The organism is Flexivirga sp. G2, assembly GCF_055397625.1.
Map to the genome: position 1 here is coordinate 2,473,106 of NZ_AP039675.1, position 16,460 is coordinate 2,489,565.

Genomic DNA, 16,460 nt, shown 5'->3' on the forward strand with positions numbered 1-16,460 from the left:
TCATCGAAGTCATCCTACTTTCGGCCGCCGCCCCGGGGCGCCGCGCCGTTCGCGCAGCCGAGAGCGACCTACGACACCGGCAGGTAATCCGAACAGTGCTCACCGCTCGAGTCGCTACAGCCGCGGTGTCCTGTCCAATGCCGCCTGCAATCGCAGATGCTGACGACGGGACCGTTCTATCGGAGGGGAGGAGACTGTCCTGTTGGGCAGTGTCCGATTCGAAGCGTGTCGGATTCACTGAATGGGTCTGAAGGAGGGCCGATGGTCACCATTGGTATGACTCGCGTGATCGACACCGACCGATATGAGTTGGCCGACCCTGAGCTGATCGCTGAAGTCCGTGCAGACCTCTCGGGCGACGGGTGCAGTGTTCTCCCAGGGTTTGTCCGGCCGCAGTTACTGACTCGGCTGGAGAGCGAGGGAGTGGATCTTGCGCGCAACGCCAACTACGACGTTGCGACGGTGAACGTCTACAACACCGCACCAGACCCCTGCTTACCACCTGATCATCCCGCAAACGTGACGATGCGGCGCGGCAACGCGTTTGTGGCGCGCGACCAGATCCCAGCGGACGCGCTGATCCATCTGCTATATACAGATGTTCGCTTTCAACGGTTCGTTGCGGCGTGTGTGGGAATGGAACGGATCTTCGAACTCGCTGACCCGCTGGCGGGGCTGACTTTGAATGTCGTGGAGCCGGGCAAGTCGCACCCTTGGCACTTTGATACCAACGAGTTCGCCCTGAGCATGATGACGCAGGCGTCGGAGTCGGGGGGTGAGTTTCAGTATTGCCCGGGCATCCGTTCCAAGGAAGCGGAGAACTTTGCAGATGTCCGTGCGATTCTTGAAGGTCGGCAACAGGAACGGATCCGTCGATTGACGCTACGACCGGGTGACTTGCAATTGTTCCGTGGACGATTTGCTTTGCATCGCGTCGCGCCGGTCGGCGGAACTCGCGCACGGCACACTGCGATCTTTGCCTACAGCGAGCGTCCGGGGGTGATCGGCACTCTCGAACGCACACGACAGCTGTTCGGGCGTCTCGATCCTGCGCATCATGCCGCGGGCAACCAGGCCGGCCGCGCCGACGCGTTGCTGGACTGACACGTGGCATCGAGCGAGCCACCACCACCGGCCCAAACGTTTGCGTATGAGGACGACCTGCCACGATTGCCTGTGCCGCCCCTGCCGTCTACGTGTGACCGGTTCTTGGAGTGGGTCGAGCCGCTGCTGACCGACGACGAACTCACCCAGACTCGGTACGCGATGCAGGAGTTCCGTTCCGATGCGGGTATCGGTAAGCAGCTGCAGGAGTTGCTGGTGCGCCACGACCGCACTCCGGGACGCGCAACCTGGGCCGACGAGTTCTTCCACCAGCGCTACTTCGGCCGCCGCACGCCCGTTGCGATCAATGCCAACTACTTCTTCCTCTTCCAGTCCCATCCGGGTATCGGGCAACTGCAACGCGCTGCCCGATTAGTCAATGCAACGCTGCAGTTCAAGCAGCGCGTAGATGACGAAACGCTGGCACCCGTCACCAGACGAGGCCAACCGATGTCGATGGAGCAGTACAAATATCTCTTCAGTGCCACACGAATTCCCGGTGAACCGCTAGACAGCAGCCGTGCGCCATACACATCCGAGTGGCCAGGACCTTCCCGAGAACGACACATTCTGGTGCTTCATCAGGGGCACGCCGTCACACTGGACGTCTTGGACGAGAACGGAACACCGTACGACGTCGACGAGGTGGAGACTGGGCTGCGCGCAGCCGTACGTGCCTGCGAGGACGATACCAATGGAGAATGGGTCGGAGCGTTCACGACCAGTGATCGGCCAAGGTGGGCGCGGAACCGGCAAGCCTTGATCGACGCCGGCAACGACGAGGCGCTCGACAGAGTCGAGCGGGCGTTGTTCTGTGTGTGCTTGGACGACGTCGCCCCAAGTTCCGCGACCCAGGCGTGTGACCAGTTGCTGCACGGAAATCGCGAGAATCGGTGGTTCGACAAGGCGGTGTCCTTCATCGTGGCCGCGGATGGCACCGCGGGATTCAACGGCGAGCACTGTCGGTTGGACGGCACTACCGTCGTCGGGTTCTTGGATGTTGTTTTGACCGCGACCCCGGCTCCGTCCACAGGCCGTGATCGGCACCCACGCGCCGAACCGGTGACTTTTCAGACAACGCCGCACCTGCGCGAGGAACTCCGTGCCGCACGGGCAAGCTTCGACGTCGAAGCCGCAGCCACGCTCGGCGTCGCCTTGGCGGTCGACTTCTCTGCTACGAGAGCCAAGCTCCTCGGGGTATCGCCGGATGCGTTCGCGCAGCTGGCCTTTCAGCTTGCCAATTTCCGCGCAACAGGGGAGGTCGGATCAACCTACGAGTCAATTGCGACAACCGGCTATCGTCACGGCCGCACCGAAGCGATGCGCGTTGTCACGCCGCAAAGCGTGAAGTTCGTGCAGTGCATGGATAAGCCGGGTGTGGGCGATGACGAGCGACGGAACGCGTTCCGCGCCGCTGCCGAGCAGCACGGACGCCGAGCCGCTCAATGCCGTGCGGGGGACGCCCCAGAGCAGCACCTCTGGGAGCTGCTCATGACGCATCAGCGGCGGCGAAGCGGGGCAATCGCACTATTCGAGTCACCGGGCTGGGCCATCGCACGCGATGACCGCCTCAGCACCAGCGCGGTCCCCTCACCTCACGTGTCCTATTGGGGTTTCGGCCCGACCAACGAGCAATGCCTTGGTGTCGGTTACGCCCTGCTACCGGACACCTTTCATCTCTACATCAGCGCCCGGCACAGCCAAGCGCGCCGTCTGAGCGACTTCGTCACCGAGTTGCCGCGCGTCGTCGAACAAATAGAGGAGCTGCTCCGTGACCATCGATGAGACATCCGTGAGCCGCGCGCCAGCGTTGGTGGGTAAGGCCGACTTCAGCGAGCTGTATGTCCGCCCTGACCCCAATGCGCTCTTCGACGTCCTGTCGCCGTTGCAGTATCAGGTGCCACAGCACGCGCTGCCGGTCATCGAACAAGTGCTAGCCCGCGGCGGTGGCGGGACCGTTTTGGATGTGTGCTGCTCCTACGGACTCAACGCGGCGTTGCTGTGCCACGATCTAGACTTGGTCGAGCTTGGCAAGTGGATGACAGCGCCGGAGCGACAGGCACTGAGCACAGCCGAAATTATTGAGCAAGATAGAGCGATGTTTGCCCGACGCCGCCGCCGAACTGACTTATGCGTCCTCGGGCTCGACACCTCCGGGCCGGCAGTCGAGTACGCCCGTCGCGCAGAGTTGATCGCCAACGGCTGGAGCGAAGATCTGGAGTGTGATGCGCCGTCAGAACAACTAGCACAAGGCATCACGAACGTTGATGTGCTGGTCTGTACAGGCGGCGTCGGATATGTCGGAGCCTCCACGTTCGATCATATATTCCGCGCTATCGCCCGACCGTCCGAGGCGTGGGTAGTGGCCTCCGTGCTTCGAGCGGTCGACTACCGACCTATCGCGAACGCTTTGCGCAGGTACGGCCTTCAGACCCGTAAAGTGCCTGGTGGGCCCGTCCGTCAGCGACAGTTCATCTCCGCCGAAGAGGCGACCTCCGCCGTCGCCCAAGCTGTCTCCACCGGTCACGACGTCGCTGGCCTGGAGGAATCCGGCTGGTTCTACGCCGACATCTACGTTTCCGGTGCGAGTGGATTTATCGACGATCTACGCCTAAATTCACCTAGTGGATTGGGCAAGCACGATGGCTAAAGCTAACCCAGCATGACATCGGCAAGACCTGCGGGTGCGGTGCAAAACCGTCGAAACAACCATTCCTCGACCGGGACCGTGTTTGGGACTGCTGCACGTTTCGGTGACAGTTGTAGTCACGCAGCCTGAGCGGCTGGTGTCGTCATGGTGACCTCGAATTCGATGGGCGTCAATCGGCCGAGGCGGTCTTGGCGTCGACGTCGGTGGTAGGTCCGTTCGATCCAGGTGACGATCGCGATGCGCAGGTCCTCACGGGTGACCCAGTGGCGGGTGTTCAGGACGTTCTTTTGCAGGAGCGAAGAATGATTCCATCGCGGCGTTGTCGCCGCACGCGCCGACCCGACCCATCGATCCGACCAGGTCGTGGTGCTTGAGTCGTGTGACGAACTTGCGGCTGCGGAATTGCGATCCGCGGTCGCTGTGCACGATGCACCCGGCAACAGGCGCGCCGTTAGCTGCCCGGCGTGTGACGGCTGAATTCAACGCTGCCACAGCGAGTTTGGACTTCATCCGGGAATCAATCGAGTAGCCGACGATCCGCCCGGAGCAGGCCTCCTTGATGGCGCACAAGTACAACTTCCCTTCACCGGTCCGGTGCTCGGTGATGTCGGTCAATCACACCGTGTTCACCTGCTCGGCGGCGGTGAAGTCGTGCCGGGTGCAGTCCTTGTCATCCTCGAACGCGAGCAGGTCGTCATGCACCGGCGGACCTGGACATGGACGACCAGATCGCTTCTTGGCGAACACCGACCACCACGCGTTGGCCGAGCAGATCGCCCACGCGGTCCGCGGGCACATCTCCTGGCCATCGGCGCCGGCCTCGTCGCGGCAGTACCGGTACCCGAACGCCGGGTCGTCACGGTGGGCGTCGAACAACGCGTTCGCCCGGTATGCCCACGCCAGGTCAGCGTCGGTGACCGGCTGCTGCACCCATCGGTAGTACTGCTGGCGACACAGCTTCGGCACCCGACACGTCACCGTCGCAGGCACCCGGACACTTTGAGTACGTGGTTGCGTAAGGCCGACGTCGACGACGGGTCCAAGCCCGGTGTCACGACGAGCGAGTCGTCCGAGCTGCGTGACCTGAAGCGGCGAAATCGGTTGCTGGAGCAGGAGAACGAGGTGCTGCGTCGCGCCGCGGCGTATCTGTCGCAGGCGGATCTGCCCCCAAAATGGGGTTCCCGCTCGTCCGCGAGTTGGCCGCACAGGAGCGCCCGGTTTGATCTCGTGGATCCTGAAAGTCCTTAGCGACCTGCACCAGCGTCACGCCCGCTTCGCGGGCGCGTGCGACGCGCACCACGTCGTCGCGGAACTCTTTCGGATAGGGCTTGGGCATAACAACATCCTTCCAGGCCGCCCTGTCGGGCAAGCCAGATCAGATGTCCCTACCGTCGAAGTGGGCCCTGATTCTAGAGTCGGGGCACCTCAGGACGCGGGGTATGGCTTTCAGATGTCTGCTCCTTGAGGGCTGTAGGTGATTGGCCGCCCCGCGTCCGACGACGACTCGACCGCTGATTGAGATCTGCGATTCATCGCTCTGTAGGGACTGGCCGGAGAGACGTCGACGAGGCACCCCACTCTCCGTAGACAGGAGCCCAACATGACCTATCCGCCTCGCATTTGGATCGGCATCGACATCGGCAAAGAACATCACCACGCTGTCGTCCTCGACGAAGATGGCACAAGTCTGGTGAGCCGGCGACTGGCAAACCGCGAGGACGACATCCTCACCTTGCTCACCGACGCTCACCAGGTCGGTCAGGTCGTGACCTGGGCAGTCGACCTCGCCAATGGCCTGTCCGCGCTGCTGCTGGCGATTCTTCTCGGCCGTGGGGAGCCGGTGGTGTACCTGTCCGGTATCGCCGCGAACCGCGCAGCTCAGGGCTACACCGGTGCCGGTAAGACCGATGCCCGCGACGCACGGATCATTGCTGATCAAGCTCGGATGCGCCACGATTTGCGGCGCTTAACCATCCGCGATGACACGGCTATCGAGCTCGAGCTACTGACCGCGCGTCGAAGCGATCTCGTCGCCGAGCGCACCCGGACGATTAACAGGATGCGCAGCCTGCTGAACAGTCAATTTCCTTCTCTTGACTCAGTACTCGACTTCCGCAGCCAGGGCGCGTTGACGCTCGTAGCTGGCTACCAGTCACCAGCCGCGATCCGAGCTCTCGGTCCCGCACGGTTGGAGCGGTGGCTGCGCAACCGCAAGGTCCGCAACGCGGCGACCCTGGCCGCAACAGTCCATGCGGCAGCGCGCGAGCAGACCGTGCTCGTTCCCGGTCACCAGGTCGCAGCTCAGCTGATTCACGACATGGCCACCAGCGCCCAGCGACTCACCAACGACGTCGCCCGGATCGACGCTCAAATTCAGGAACGGATCGATACGCACCGACTCGCACCGATCATCGCGAGCATGCCAGGGTTCGGGACTCTCATGGCCGCAGAGTTCCTCGCCGCCACCGACGGTGACATGGGCCGCTACAAGTCGCCCGACCATCTCGCGGCCCACGCCGGACTGGCACCAGCACCACGAGACTCGGGCAAACGAACCGGCAATCTGCACCGCCCACGCCGGTATGACCGCCGCCTGCAACGCGTGTTCTATACCTCGGACCTGCTCAGCATCCAGACCAGCACTTCGTCACGGACCTACTACGACCGCAAACGCGCCGCAGGGCATCGCCACAACCAAGCCGTCCTCGCCCTCGCACGCCGACGCGTCAACGTCCTGTGGGCGCTCCTGCGCGACCAACGCAACTACCTCGAACCAACTGCTGCGCCGCTCGAAGCAGCTTGACAACCGCATTGAGAATCACCTATCCGTGCGGGACTATCGCAATTTCGGTGTTTCTGGTCCGTGACACGCCCCATGGTTGGGGCGGGACCGGAGTAGTAACGCATGACACTGCAGGACGTGAACAACAGCAACGAGGAGCCGGCAGGGACGCGACCTGCTCGGCGTGAGCCCGCGGACCGCCGACCGAAGAAGACCGACGTGGAACGTCGCCGCATGGAAGCGCTCACCGAGCTGGTGCGCGATGCGCGCGCTAACGGTGACTCGTTGACTGGCCCGTCGGGTCTGTTGAAGGATCTGACCAAGATGGTGCTGGAGATCTCCTTGGAGGAGGAGATGACTGAGCACCTCGGACACGGCAAGCATCAGCCATCGTCAGCATCAGCGGACGACACCGACACTGCCTCGGAAGCTACGAGTGAGGGTCGTATCCGCAACGTTCGCAACGGCTCCCGGACTAAGACGGTGCTGACCGACAACGTCGGCAAAGTCGACATCACGGTGCCGCGGGACCGGACCGGCACGTTCGAGCCGGTGATCGTGCCCAAGCACCACCGCAAGCTCGGCTCGGTCGAGCAGGTTGTGCTCTCACTGACTGCGAAGGGCCTGACCACTGGGGAGATCAGCGCCCACCTGGAAGAGATCTACGGCGCGTCGGTATCCAAGGACACGATCAGTCGGATCACCGATCGGATCAGCGAGGAGATGAACGAATGGCTGGCTCGCCCGCTGGATCCGGTGTACGCGGCGATCTTCATCGACGCGATCGTGGTCAAGGTCCGCGACGGGCAGGTCGCTAACCGGCCCTTCTACGCCGCGATCGGTGTCACCGTTGACGGGCGGAAGGACGTGCTCGGGTTGTGGGCCGGCACTCCAGGCGATGGTGAGGGCGCCAAGTACTGGCTCGCGGTGTTGACCGAGCTGAAGAACCGCGGCGTGGCCGACACCATGTTCGTCGTCTGTGACGGCCTCAAGGGGCTACCTGCCGTGGTGGAGAGCGTGTGGCCGGACGCGACCGTACAAACATGCGTCATTCACCTGCTGCGCAACTCCTTCCGGTTGACGTCGCGAAAGTACTGGGACCAGATCGCCAGGGAACTGAAGCTGGTGTACACCGCGCCGAAGGCTGAGGCGGCACGAGCGGAGTTTGCGAAGTTCACCGACACCTGGGGCCAGCAGTATCCCGCGCTGATCCGGTTATGGGACAACGCGTGGGAGGAATTCACCCCGTTCCTGGCCTACGACGTCGAAATCAGGAGAATCCTGTTCAGTACCAACGCGATCGAGTCGCTCAACGCACGTTACCGGAGGGCAGTCCGTGCCCGTGGGCACTTCCCGAACGAGCAAGCAGCACTCAAATGCCTCTACCTCGTCACCAGGTCACTGGACCCGACCGGGCGTGGACAGGCACGATGGACCATGCGATGGAAGCCAGCACTCAACGTGTTCGCGACCGTCTTCGAGGGCCGCTGGCCCACCGCAGAGAAGTACTAATCAATCAGGGCCAGAAACACCGAATTTCGGACACTCCCGACCGCGACGGTGAACGCCGACGAGGTCGGCGTGTCCGTCAACGACGGCGTGGTCACGTTGTCCGGAGAAGTGGACGCCTACCCGCAGAAGGCGTCCGCGGTGGCGGCAGCGTTGCGGGTAACCGGGGTGACCTCGGTCGTCGACGAGATGACAGTGCGGTCCACCACAGAGCGTGATGACGTCGGCATCGCCGTGCACGCAAAGCATGCTCTGGACACCAGCGCCTCGCTCCCACACACGGTCCACGCCACCGTGCACGACCATCGCGTCACGCTGACCGGCACGGTTCCGTGGAACTACCAGCGCAAAGTCGCCGGCCGGCTGATGGCGGAGATCCCGGGAATCCGGTTCGTGCGCAACGACATCGCGGTCGTGCCTCATCTGCCCTTCGCCGCCAAGACGGCCGAGAAGAACATCCGGGCGGCGTTCGTCCGCAACGCCCAGCTGGACGCCGACCGTATTCACGTCACCACCACCGGTACCGAGATCGAACTGACCGGTAGCGCTCGAACGTGGGCCGAATGCCAAGAAGCTGCGGACGTCGCCTGGAACACGCCGGGTGTGACGAACGTGCACAACCACATCCACATCACCCGTTGAGACACGGAACGTTGGCCGGCGCGCCGACCGACGAGTCGCAGACCGAGGGAAGGTCACAATGTCACGACCTCACCGCCGTCCCGGTGATCGGCCTCGCCCGGATGGTGAGCGCCGACACGATGAGCCCGGAAATGAGCGGGACCCACATTCGTCGCGCGCCCTCGATGCATCGGGCATACGTACGGCTCGCGACGTCATCCGGAACACGGCGCCGTACTGGTGGTGGCACCGCCGACGCACCGCGGGGTGGCCAATGCGGCGTAACCCGTTGTGCCGACGCAGCGATCGGCTGCAGCGTCTCTCTGCGTGGTTGTGGTTCCTCGTCGCGGCGCTGACCATCCCCGTCGTCACTGTCGCGGTCGCGCCGAGCGTGGTCGATGGCTGGCAGGCACCGGCGATGGCGCCGACGACCGCAGTGGTCGAACACGTCTCGGACGCTCCTGTCGTTGTCGGTCCGTCCGCCGAGGTCAACATCCGCCGGATGTATGACGTTCGAGTGCGATGGGTCAACCAGTCCGGTGCCGTCCGTCGCGCCAGCCTCAAGGTCTCGACCGCCCCTCATCAAGGCGCTGAAATCCGGATCTGGTCGAGCGCTTCAGGCAATCGCATCGCGTCTGCGGAGCCTCGGGACTCGCGCCTGCTCAACCTGATCGTGCTGAACTTCAATATCGCCTTGGATGTCTCAGTGGCCTGCTACGGATTGCACCGACTTCTACGATGGCGACTCGATCGGTACCGGCAGCGCGCGTGGGACGCCGATCTCACGTCCTTGCTGTCGCGGAAGTGACCGCTCGCTGGATCTCAGCGGACGACGACCACCGGGCAATGGGCGTGCCGCACGCAGTAGGCGCTCACCGAGCCGAGAACCGCTTCGGTGAGCGCACCATGACCTTGACTGCCGACGACGAGGGCAGCCGCGTGCTCCGCGAGACTCACTAGGACCTGTCCCGGACGACCCTCATGCACCGCAGTTCTTACTGCACCGCGGCGCAGCGTGACACCTGCGCGAGCCTTCTCGACCACTGTCCGAGCCTCACCGTCCGGATCGAACGCCGGCCAGAACACGGGCGCGCCATACGACAACGGCCACTGCCATACGGTCACCAGAACGAGGTCGGCACCGCTGAGGTCGGCGAAATCGGCAGCCCACCGGAGCGCTCGTGCACCGTCCGGCGACCCATCGATACCTACCACGATGCGCTTCTCCGGGCCCTCCGCCCGCTCGAGCGTGCGACTCACCGGGCGATGTGCAGGTTGTTGTGCACCTTCGTCACACCCGGCGTGTTCCAGGCGATGTGTGCGGCCTGGTTGCGCTCGGCCCAGGTCTGCACCGTTCCGGTCAACTCGATCTCGGTGCCGTTGGTGTGGAGGTGGATGTGGTCGGCCTCGACCTGGGCGTTACGCACGAGCGCCGCCCGGATGTTCTTCTTCGCAGTGTCAGCCGCGAAAGGCAGTTGCGGCACGAGCTTGATGTCGTTCTGCACCGAGTAGACACCTGGGAGGTTCTCCATCAATCGCCCGGCGATATTGCGCTGATAGTTCCACGGCACGGAACCGGTCAGCGTCACTTGATGATCGTGGACGACTGCCTGCACGGTGTCGGGCACCGAGATGCTGCTGTCGATGGCCTGCCGGGCATGCGCGGCAATGCCGGTGTCGTCGCGGTCGGTGCTGTGGGACCACACCGCAATCTCGTCGGCGACCGCGGTCACACCGTCGACGCGAAGCGCCGCTGCGACCGCGGCGGACTTCTCGGGGTAGGTGTTCACCTGCCCCGACAACGTGATGGCGCCACGATTGACGGATACACCGACGTGGTCGGCGTTGACGTTGGAGGCCCAGGACAACTCTTCGGCGACCTTTGCCCTGAGCTGGTGATCGGTGGTCTGTGTCTGTGTCTGTGTCATACCTCAACGGTGCCGTCGGCCCCGCGCCGAGTAGAGGGCCCAAGGTCCTGGATAAGAACCTGGGCTGCTGAACCGACTCCCCCGTCGTTCGCCCGCTTCGCATGGCTACACAAGTGCGCATGCGGGCCTTTGGTCCCTGGCGGCAGACGATCGTCGGGAATGCACTGAAAAGGCACAAGGCACACCACAGGTCGTGGAGGACCACATGATGAGTACTGACAGCCACACCGACACCACCGTCGCACGGCGAACCCGCCCGGTGTGGCCGGCTTTCGGACCATGGCCTGTTGCCCAGCTGCTGCACGAAATCTGGCCCGAGCCAAGCGAATTCGGCGCAGATGCACCGGGGGCAGAGCTGCGCGAGACAGATGACAGCTTCATCGCCGAGGTCGACCTGCCGGGAGTGGAGAAGGACGCGGTCACCATCGATGTCACCGGGAAGCGGCTACAGATCCATGGCGAACGGCGCACAGTTGAACGCGAGGGGATCCTGCGGCACTCGAGCCGTTCCACAGGCGCGTTCACCTACGAGGTGACACTGCCGCTCGCCATCGACGAAACAGCTTCCAGTGCGAACCTGACCGACGGCGTGCTGACCGTCACCATGCCCAAGGCACCAGCAGTCAAGACAACCCGTCTGACCATCGACTGATGTCTGGCCCTCAGGGACGGCCACGATGAATGTGCTCGTGATCAACACCGGGTCGTCGTCGTGCAAGGTGCAGCTCATCGACCCCGCTGTGCAGGAGCCGGCCGCAACGGCAGTCGTCGAGAGACTCGGCAGCGACACCGCCACCTACCGCGTACACGTCGGCAGTAGCGGGATACCTGGCGCCACCCGGGTCACCCATGTCGCCGCAGCACTCGATCTGGTCCTCGCGCAATTCGCTCGTCTGGGACTCGATCTGGCCGAGAAGCCACCGGCCGCGATCGGGCACCGGGTGGTGCACGGCGGTCCATCGCTGACCAGATCGGCCCGGATCGACGCACGGGTAGTTGCGGCGATCGAGTCGGCGGCGATGTTCGCCCCGGCGCACACCGCAGCTAGCCTCGAGGGGATCACCGCCGCACGACGGTTGTTCCCCGATGTACCGCAGGTCGCAGTGTTCGACACCGCCTTCTTCGCCTCCCTGCCGGCCGCCGCATCGACCTACGCGATCGATTGGAAAGTAGCGGCGCAGAACGACATCCGTCGTTATGGGTTCCACGGGATCTCTCACGAGTACGTATCGGCGGAAGCCGCCCGGTGGCTCGGTCGGGACCTCACCCAACTGCGTCAGATCGTGCTGCACCTGGGCAACGGTGCGTCCGTGTCAGCCGTTGACCGAGGACGACCGGTCGACACATCGATGGGCATGACTCCACTGGAGGGCCTGGTCATGGGCACCCGCGCCGGGGACATCGACCCCGGCGTGCTGTTGCACCTGATCCGGACGGCAGGACTCAGTGCTGACGACCTCCAGGTTCTGCTCGGTGAGCGTTCGGGACTGGTCGGCCTGACCGGACGCAGCGACATGCGGGATGTCGTCGAGGCCGCAGGCCGGGGCGACTGCGCCGCACAGCTGGCCCTCGACGTGGTGGGCCACCGGCTTCGCAAGTACATCGGCGCCTACGCCGCGATCCTCGGGGGCATCGACGTCCTCACCTTCACCGCCGGCGTCGGGGAGAACAGCGCCGACGTGCGTGCCCGCGCTGTCGCCGGACTCGACTTTCTCGGGATTCGCCTGGATACGACTCGGAACACTGCGAATTCGTCGGGTGCGCGGCTGATCTCAGCGGATGGGTCCCGAGTCGCTGTGCTCGTCATACCGACCAACGAAGAACTGGGCATCGCCCGACACGCGGTCGAGGTGATCGAGCGCGACTGTCAGGACCTTGGTCCCTGCCGGAGGCCGGGGCCGAATGGCTGAATGGACTCATCGCCACCGGCAACGGAGGCGATACCGGAACAGCACCGACGAAGCTCTCCTTCTGGCGAGACCAGGAGCGAGACCCTCCCGGACGAGGAGGGCGCGAGGCGTCGTCACGGACTGAACCCCGGCCGCTCGGTGACGTCAGACCGGGCAACGGGGCCAGGGATCCGTCTCTTTCGATGAACCCCCGGGCCCCGCGCACTCGGCCTGGGGAGACGTGAGTGCGAATGGCGGTGCGGTGACCTTCGTCAGCACACCGCGGCGGCGGCCCCGAGCCGTGGTCGGGGCCCACGACCCGAGGCCGCCGCCTTCACCTGTCGCATCGCCCCGAACGGCACACCCCGGGAACCACGACCACCATCCACTTGACTGCGCGGCAGTCGGGACCACGAATGGCACAGCCCATGAGCAGCAATTCGAGAGTGTTCGTCGGATACGCGAGTGCCCACGGCTCGACACAGTCCGTCGCGGGCCGCGTCGCCGCACGGCTGGAGGAACGCGGCGTGGCTGTCACGGTCGGCCCGTTGTCCGCGGGTACCCACCTGCCGTCGGACGGTGCGGTCATCATCGGCAGCGCCATACACAATCGCGACTGGCTCCCGGAGGCCACCGCTTTCGTTCGCGCTCACCGTGAGCAACTGCTGGTACGTCCGCTGTGGCTGTTCAGCGTCGGTATGACGGCCGCGTTGCCCCCTCCCCTCCGCCGACTCGGCAGATTCGAAGAACGGGCGATCGTGCGACGGGCCGACCTCGGGGACTCGGTCCGTGGCACAGCAGTGTTCTCCGGCCGGGTTGCGCCGGAACACTTCCCGGCGCGTGGCAGCCGCTCGGCATTTCGCCTCCTGGGTTGTCGCTACGGAGACTTCCGCGACTGGGCTGCGATCGACGCCTGGGCGGACAGCATCGCCGCGGACCTCACTCAGTGAGTTCCGCCGCGCCCGAGCACCCGCAGCGCGACCGACCCGGCTTGCGTGGGCCTCTCGGATCGACTGCGGTTGCACGGTTTCCATACGCCCACGCCCGTCCCGGAGCGGTTCCTGGATGGGCCGAAGGTCTCTCGGCTCCTGGTTCCTCGATGGTGAGGGACCTTGGCCCCTGTGCCCGGCGTGTCGGACGGGCGAGCCTGCCGGTATGACGCTCGCTCGTGTGGCCCCGCACCAGGACGCGGATCCGCCAGTGGTCGCCAACGCCGCATGCCCGCTGGAAGCGGTCCTCGCGGCGGTCGGGTCGAATGATGACGCGGGCCTGACCTCCGGCGAGGCCGCGCGGCGGCTCGAGCAATTCGGGCGGAACGCCGTGGCCTCCCATCGGGCGCGGTTCCTGCCGGTGCTGGGCCGGCAGCTGAACTCGCCGCTGCTGCTCCTGCTGGTGGTCGCCGCAGCTGCGTCGTTCTTCGTCGGGGAGCGCAGTGACGCCGTGATCATCGGCGTGATCGTCGCGCTATCGGTCGGACTGGGGCTGGTCAACGAGTATCGCGCCGAACTCGCTGCCGAGGCACTGCATTCGGCGATCCGTCATACAACGCTGGTCACCCGCGACGGCAGGTCGTTTCCGGTCGACGTGACCTCGCTCGTTCCCGGTGACCTGGTCCGGATCGGGCTCGGTGACATCGTGCCCGCGGATCTGCAACTGCTCGACGTCGACGAGTTCGAGTGCGATGAGTCGGTGCTCACCGGTGAGTCCCTGCCCGTCGTCAAGGCGACAGCCCCCGTCGAGGCCGGCGCAGTGCTCGCCGAGCTGACCTGTTGCGCGCTGATGGGCACCGTCGTGAGTGCGGGCAGCGCGCACGGCGTCGTCGTCGCGACCGGGCGCTCCGCCGCGTTCGGGCGACTCGCTGCGGGCCTTGCACACCGGCAGACCGAGACCGAGTTCCAGTCCGGCCTGCGGCGATTCTCGATGCTGTTGCTGGTGGTGGCTGCCGCCCTGACCTCCGCCATCTTCGCGGTGAACGTCGCGCTGCACCGGCCGCTGATCGACGCGCTGCTCTTCTCGCTCGCGATCGCCGTCGGCATCACGCCCCAATTGTTGCCCGCGGTCGTCTCGACCAGCCTGGCTGCCGGATCGCGCCAGATGCGGCAGCTGAAAGTCCTGGTCAAGCGCTTGGTGTGCATCGAGGACCTCGGCGACCTCGACGTCGTCTTCACCGACAAGACCGGCACACTCACCGCGGGCCGGATCACGTTCGCAGCGGCGGTCCCGGTCGGCGGCACGACGGCCTCGGAGCTGTCGCGCTGGGGACTGTTGTGCACCGAGACCGCTTCCACCGAGCGGGGTGTCGGGGGCAACCCACTGGACCGCGCACTGTGGACTGCGCAGCCGGCGAGCCCGATCATCCCGTCGCTCGCGGGGTACCGGACACTGAGCGTGCTGCCGTTCGATCACGAGCGGACGATGTCCTCGGTGGTGGTCCGCGACGACGCGGGCCTGCTGACCCAGGTGACCAAGGGAGCCCCGGAGCGCGTGCTCGACCGCTGTGTGCGAGTGCCGCCGGAAGCGTCGGAGCAACTCGCCCGGGAGTTCGAGGCCGGCAACCGGGTGGTCGCGGTCGCCACTCGTGACGCCGATCCCTCCGGCGAGGTCCGCGCCCGCGATGAGCACGACCTGCGACTTGCCGGATTCCTGGTCTTCCTCGACCCACCGAAGCCCGGCTCGGACGCCGCCCTGCGCCGCCTGGCCGAGCTCGGCGTCGCGGTGAAGGTTGTGACCGGCGACAACGCGGCAGTGGCTCTGCGCGTGTGCGAGGAACTCGGCCTGCCGGGGCGCGGTGCGCTCACCGGCCGTCAGGTGGCCTCGATGGACGACGCCGCCCTGACGGCGGCGATCGAGCGCACCACGGTGTTCGCGCGCGTCAGCCCCGAGCAGAAGGCGCGCATCGTCCGGCTGCACCGGCACAGCGGGCATGGCGTGGGCTTCCTCGGCGACGGGGTCAACGACGCGCTCGCCCTGCACAGCGCCGACGTCGGCATATCGGTCGACTCCGCCACGGACGTCGCCAAGGACGCCGCCGACGTGATCCTGCTGGAGAAGGATCTGGACGTGCTGGCCGACGGAGTCACCGCCGGACGGCGGATCTTCGCCAACACGATCAAGTACGTCCTGATGGGCACCTCGAGCAATTTCGGCAACATGTTCTCCGCGGCCGGCGCCTCGACGTTCCTGCCGTTCCTGCCGATGCTGCCCTCCCAGATCCTGCTGAACAACCTGTTGTATGACGCGAGCCAGCTCGCCATACCCACCGATCACGTGGATGACGAGCAAGTGCGACGGCCTGCCCACTGGGACCTGCGGCTGATCCGCCGATCCATGCTGGTCTTCGGACCGATCAGCTCGCTGTTCGACTTCCTCACCTTCGGTGTCATGCTGTGGGTCTTCCACGCGCACGCCACCGAGTTCCGATCGGGCTGGTTCGTGGAGTCACTCGCGACACAGACCCTCGTCATCTTCGCGATCCGCACCCGGCGAGTGCCGTTCCTGCGCAGCCGGCCCAGTGTGCCGCTCGCGACGGCAGCCCTCACGGTCGTCGCGGTAGGAGCGATTCTCCCGCTCAGCCCGCTCGCGGCACCGCTCGGACTGTCGCCTTTGCCACCGCTGTTCTATGCGGCACTTGCAGTGATGGTCGTGGTCTACCTCGTACTGATCGAGCTGGGCAAGCGCTTCTTCTACCGGAGCACCGCCGTGCCGGCGAGCGTGTCTCGCCGATTCACTGCTCGTCGCCGGATCCGCCGGCGTTCCGCTCGATTCGTCAGCGAACATGCGCCACATCGCCCGGAACGTTCGACCCATCGCGTTGGCAACTCGGCTGGCACATGATGAAGTTCGGCCATCAGCGCACCCCGCCACTGCATCTCACGCATGCCGATGCAGATCGCCCAGCTGAGCGCGTCACGCACCGATGGTCCTCTGCCTACGTTGCCGATGGGGTGGAACGGGCGGGTGGAACTTTACCGGCGCAG

13 protein-coding genes and 1 pseudogene are annotated in these 16,460 nt (G+C 65.2%); 11 read left to right on the forward strand and 3 right to left on the reverse strand.

Annotated elements, in window-relative coordinates; translation table 11 throughout:
- Positions 1-261: 261 nt before the first annotated feature.
- The 3 genes from ACZ50J_RS12040 to ACZ50J_RS12050 all read left to right on the forward strand — a co-directional run bounded on the left by ACZ50J_RS12040 (position 262) and on the right by ACZ50J_RS12050 (position 3,754).
- The gene (locus ACZ50J_RS12040) at positions 262-1,104 is read left to right on the forward strand and encodes a HalD/BesD family halogenase (RefSeq protein WP_464297405.1); all 843 of its coding nucleotides are present in this window, start codon (positions 262-264) and stop codon (positions 1,102-1,104) included.
- Between the two features lie 72 nt (positions 1,105-1,176).
- Positions 1,177-2,889 carry a choline/carnitine O-acyltransferase gene (locus ACZ50J_RS12045; protein ID WP_464301347.1) on the forward strand — a complete coding sequence of 571 codons (1,713 nt, stop codon included), beginning with the start codon at positions 1,177-1,179 and terminating at the stop codon, positions 2,887-2,889.
- Entirely contained in the window at positions 2,876-3,754 is an 879-nt protein-coding gene (locus tag ACZ50J_RS12050) for a hypothetical protein (protein WP_464297406.1), read from the forward strand. The genes ACZ50J_RS12045 and ACZ50J_RS12050 overlap by 14 nt, the downstream gene beginning before the upstream one ends.
- Before the next feature lie 116 nt (positions 3,755-3,870).
- Here the strand turns inward: ACZ50J_RS12050 and ACZ50J_RS12055 are convergent.
- A pseudogene (locus ACZ50J_RS12055) lies at positions 3,871-5,090 on the reverse strand (IS3 family transposase).
- A gap of 264 nt (positions 5,091-5,354) precedes the next feature.
- On the opposite strand from ACZ50J_RS12055, the gene ACZ50J_RS12060 reads away from it, so the two are divergent.
- The 4 genes from ACZ50J_RS12060 (at position 5,355) to ACZ50J_RS12075 (ending at position 9,474) form a co-directional block, all read left to right on the forward strand.
- Positions 5,355-6,557, forward strand: a complete 1,203-nt coding sequence (locus tag ACZ50J_RS12060; RefSeq protein ID WP_464297407.1) for an IS110 family RNA-guided transposase — start codon at positions 5,355-5,357, stop codon at positions 6,555-6,557.
- Positions 6,558-6,770: 213 nt separating this feature from the next.
- Positions 6,771-8,048: an IS256 family transposase gene (locus tag ACZ50J_RS12065; protein ID WP_464301335.1), complete on the forward strand. Its 1,278-nt coding sequence runs from the start codon at positions 6,771-6,773 to the stop codon at positions 8,046-8,048.
- A 48-nt stretch (positions 8,049-8,096) separates the two neighbouring features.
- Positions 8,097-8,687 carry a BON domain-containing protein gene (locus tag ACZ50J_RS12070; RefSeq protein WP_464297408.1) on the forward strand — a complete coding sequence of 197 codons (591 nt, stop codon included), beginning with the start codon at positions 8,097-8,099 and terminating at the stop codon, positions 8,685-8,687.
- Positions 8,688-8,940: 253 nt separating this feature from the next.
- Positions 8,941-9,474 (forward strand): Rv1733c family protein, encoded by a 534-nt coding sequence (locus ACZ50J_RS12075; RefSeq protein WP_464297409.1) that lies wholly within the window; start codon positions 8,941-8,943, stop codon positions 9,472-9,474.
- 14 nt (positions 9,475-9,488) lie between these two features.
- On the opposite strand, the gene ACZ50J_RS12080 is transcribed toward ACZ50J_RS12075, so the two are convergent.
- Positions 9,489-9,926 carry a universal stress protein gene (locus ACZ50J_RS12080; protein WP_464297410.1) on the reverse strand — a complete coding sequence of 146 codons (438 nt, stop codon included), beginning with the start codon at positions 9,924-9,926 and terminating at the stop codon, positions 9,489-9,491.
- The gene (locus tag ACZ50J_RS12085; protein WP_464297411.1) at positions 9,923-10,594 is read right to left on the reverse strand and encodes a BON domain-containing protein; all 672 of its coding nucleotides are present in this window, start codon (positions 10,592-10,594) and stop codon (positions 9,923-9,925) included. The genes ACZ50J_RS12080 and ACZ50J_RS12085 overlap by 4 nt, the downstream gene beginning before the upstream one ends.
- Positions 10,595-10,787: 193 nt before the next feature.
- Here ACZ50J_RS12085 and ACZ50J_RS12090 point away from each other — a divergent pair, with 193 nt between their 5' ends.
- The 4 genes from ACZ50J_RS12090 (at position 10,788) to mgtA (ending at position 16,317) form a co-directional block, all read left to right on the forward strand.
- Positions 10,788-11,246: an Hsp20/alpha crystallin family protein gene (locus tag ACZ50J_RS12090; protein ID WP_464297412.1), complete on the forward strand. Its 459-nt coding sequence runs from the start codon at positions 10,788-10,790 to the stop codon at positions 11,244-11,246.
- Positions 11,247-11,271: 25 nt separating this feature from the next.
- On the forward strand, positions 11,272-12,504 hold the full coding sequence (locus tag ACZ50J_RS12095; RefSeq protein WP_464297413.1) for an acetate/propionate family kinase: 1,233 nt from the start codon (positions 11,272-11,274) through the stop codon (positions 12,502-12,504).
- 407 nt (positions 12,505-12,911) lie between these two features.
- Positions 12,912-13,433: a flavodoxin domain-containing protein gene (locus tag ACZ50J_RS12100; RefSeq protein WP_464297414.1), complete on the forward strand. Its 522-nt coding sequence runs from the start codon at positions 12,912-12,914 to the stop codon at positions 13,431-13,433.
- Positions 13,434-13,638: 205 nt separating this feature from the next.
- Positions 13,639-16,317, forward strand: coding sequence for a magnesium-translocating P-type ATPase (gene mgtA / locus ACZ50J_RS12105; RefSeq protein WP_464297415.1), 2,679 nt, complete (start codon positions 13,639-13,641; stop codon positions 16,315-16,317).
- Positions 16,318-16,460 lie beyond the last annotated feature (143 nt).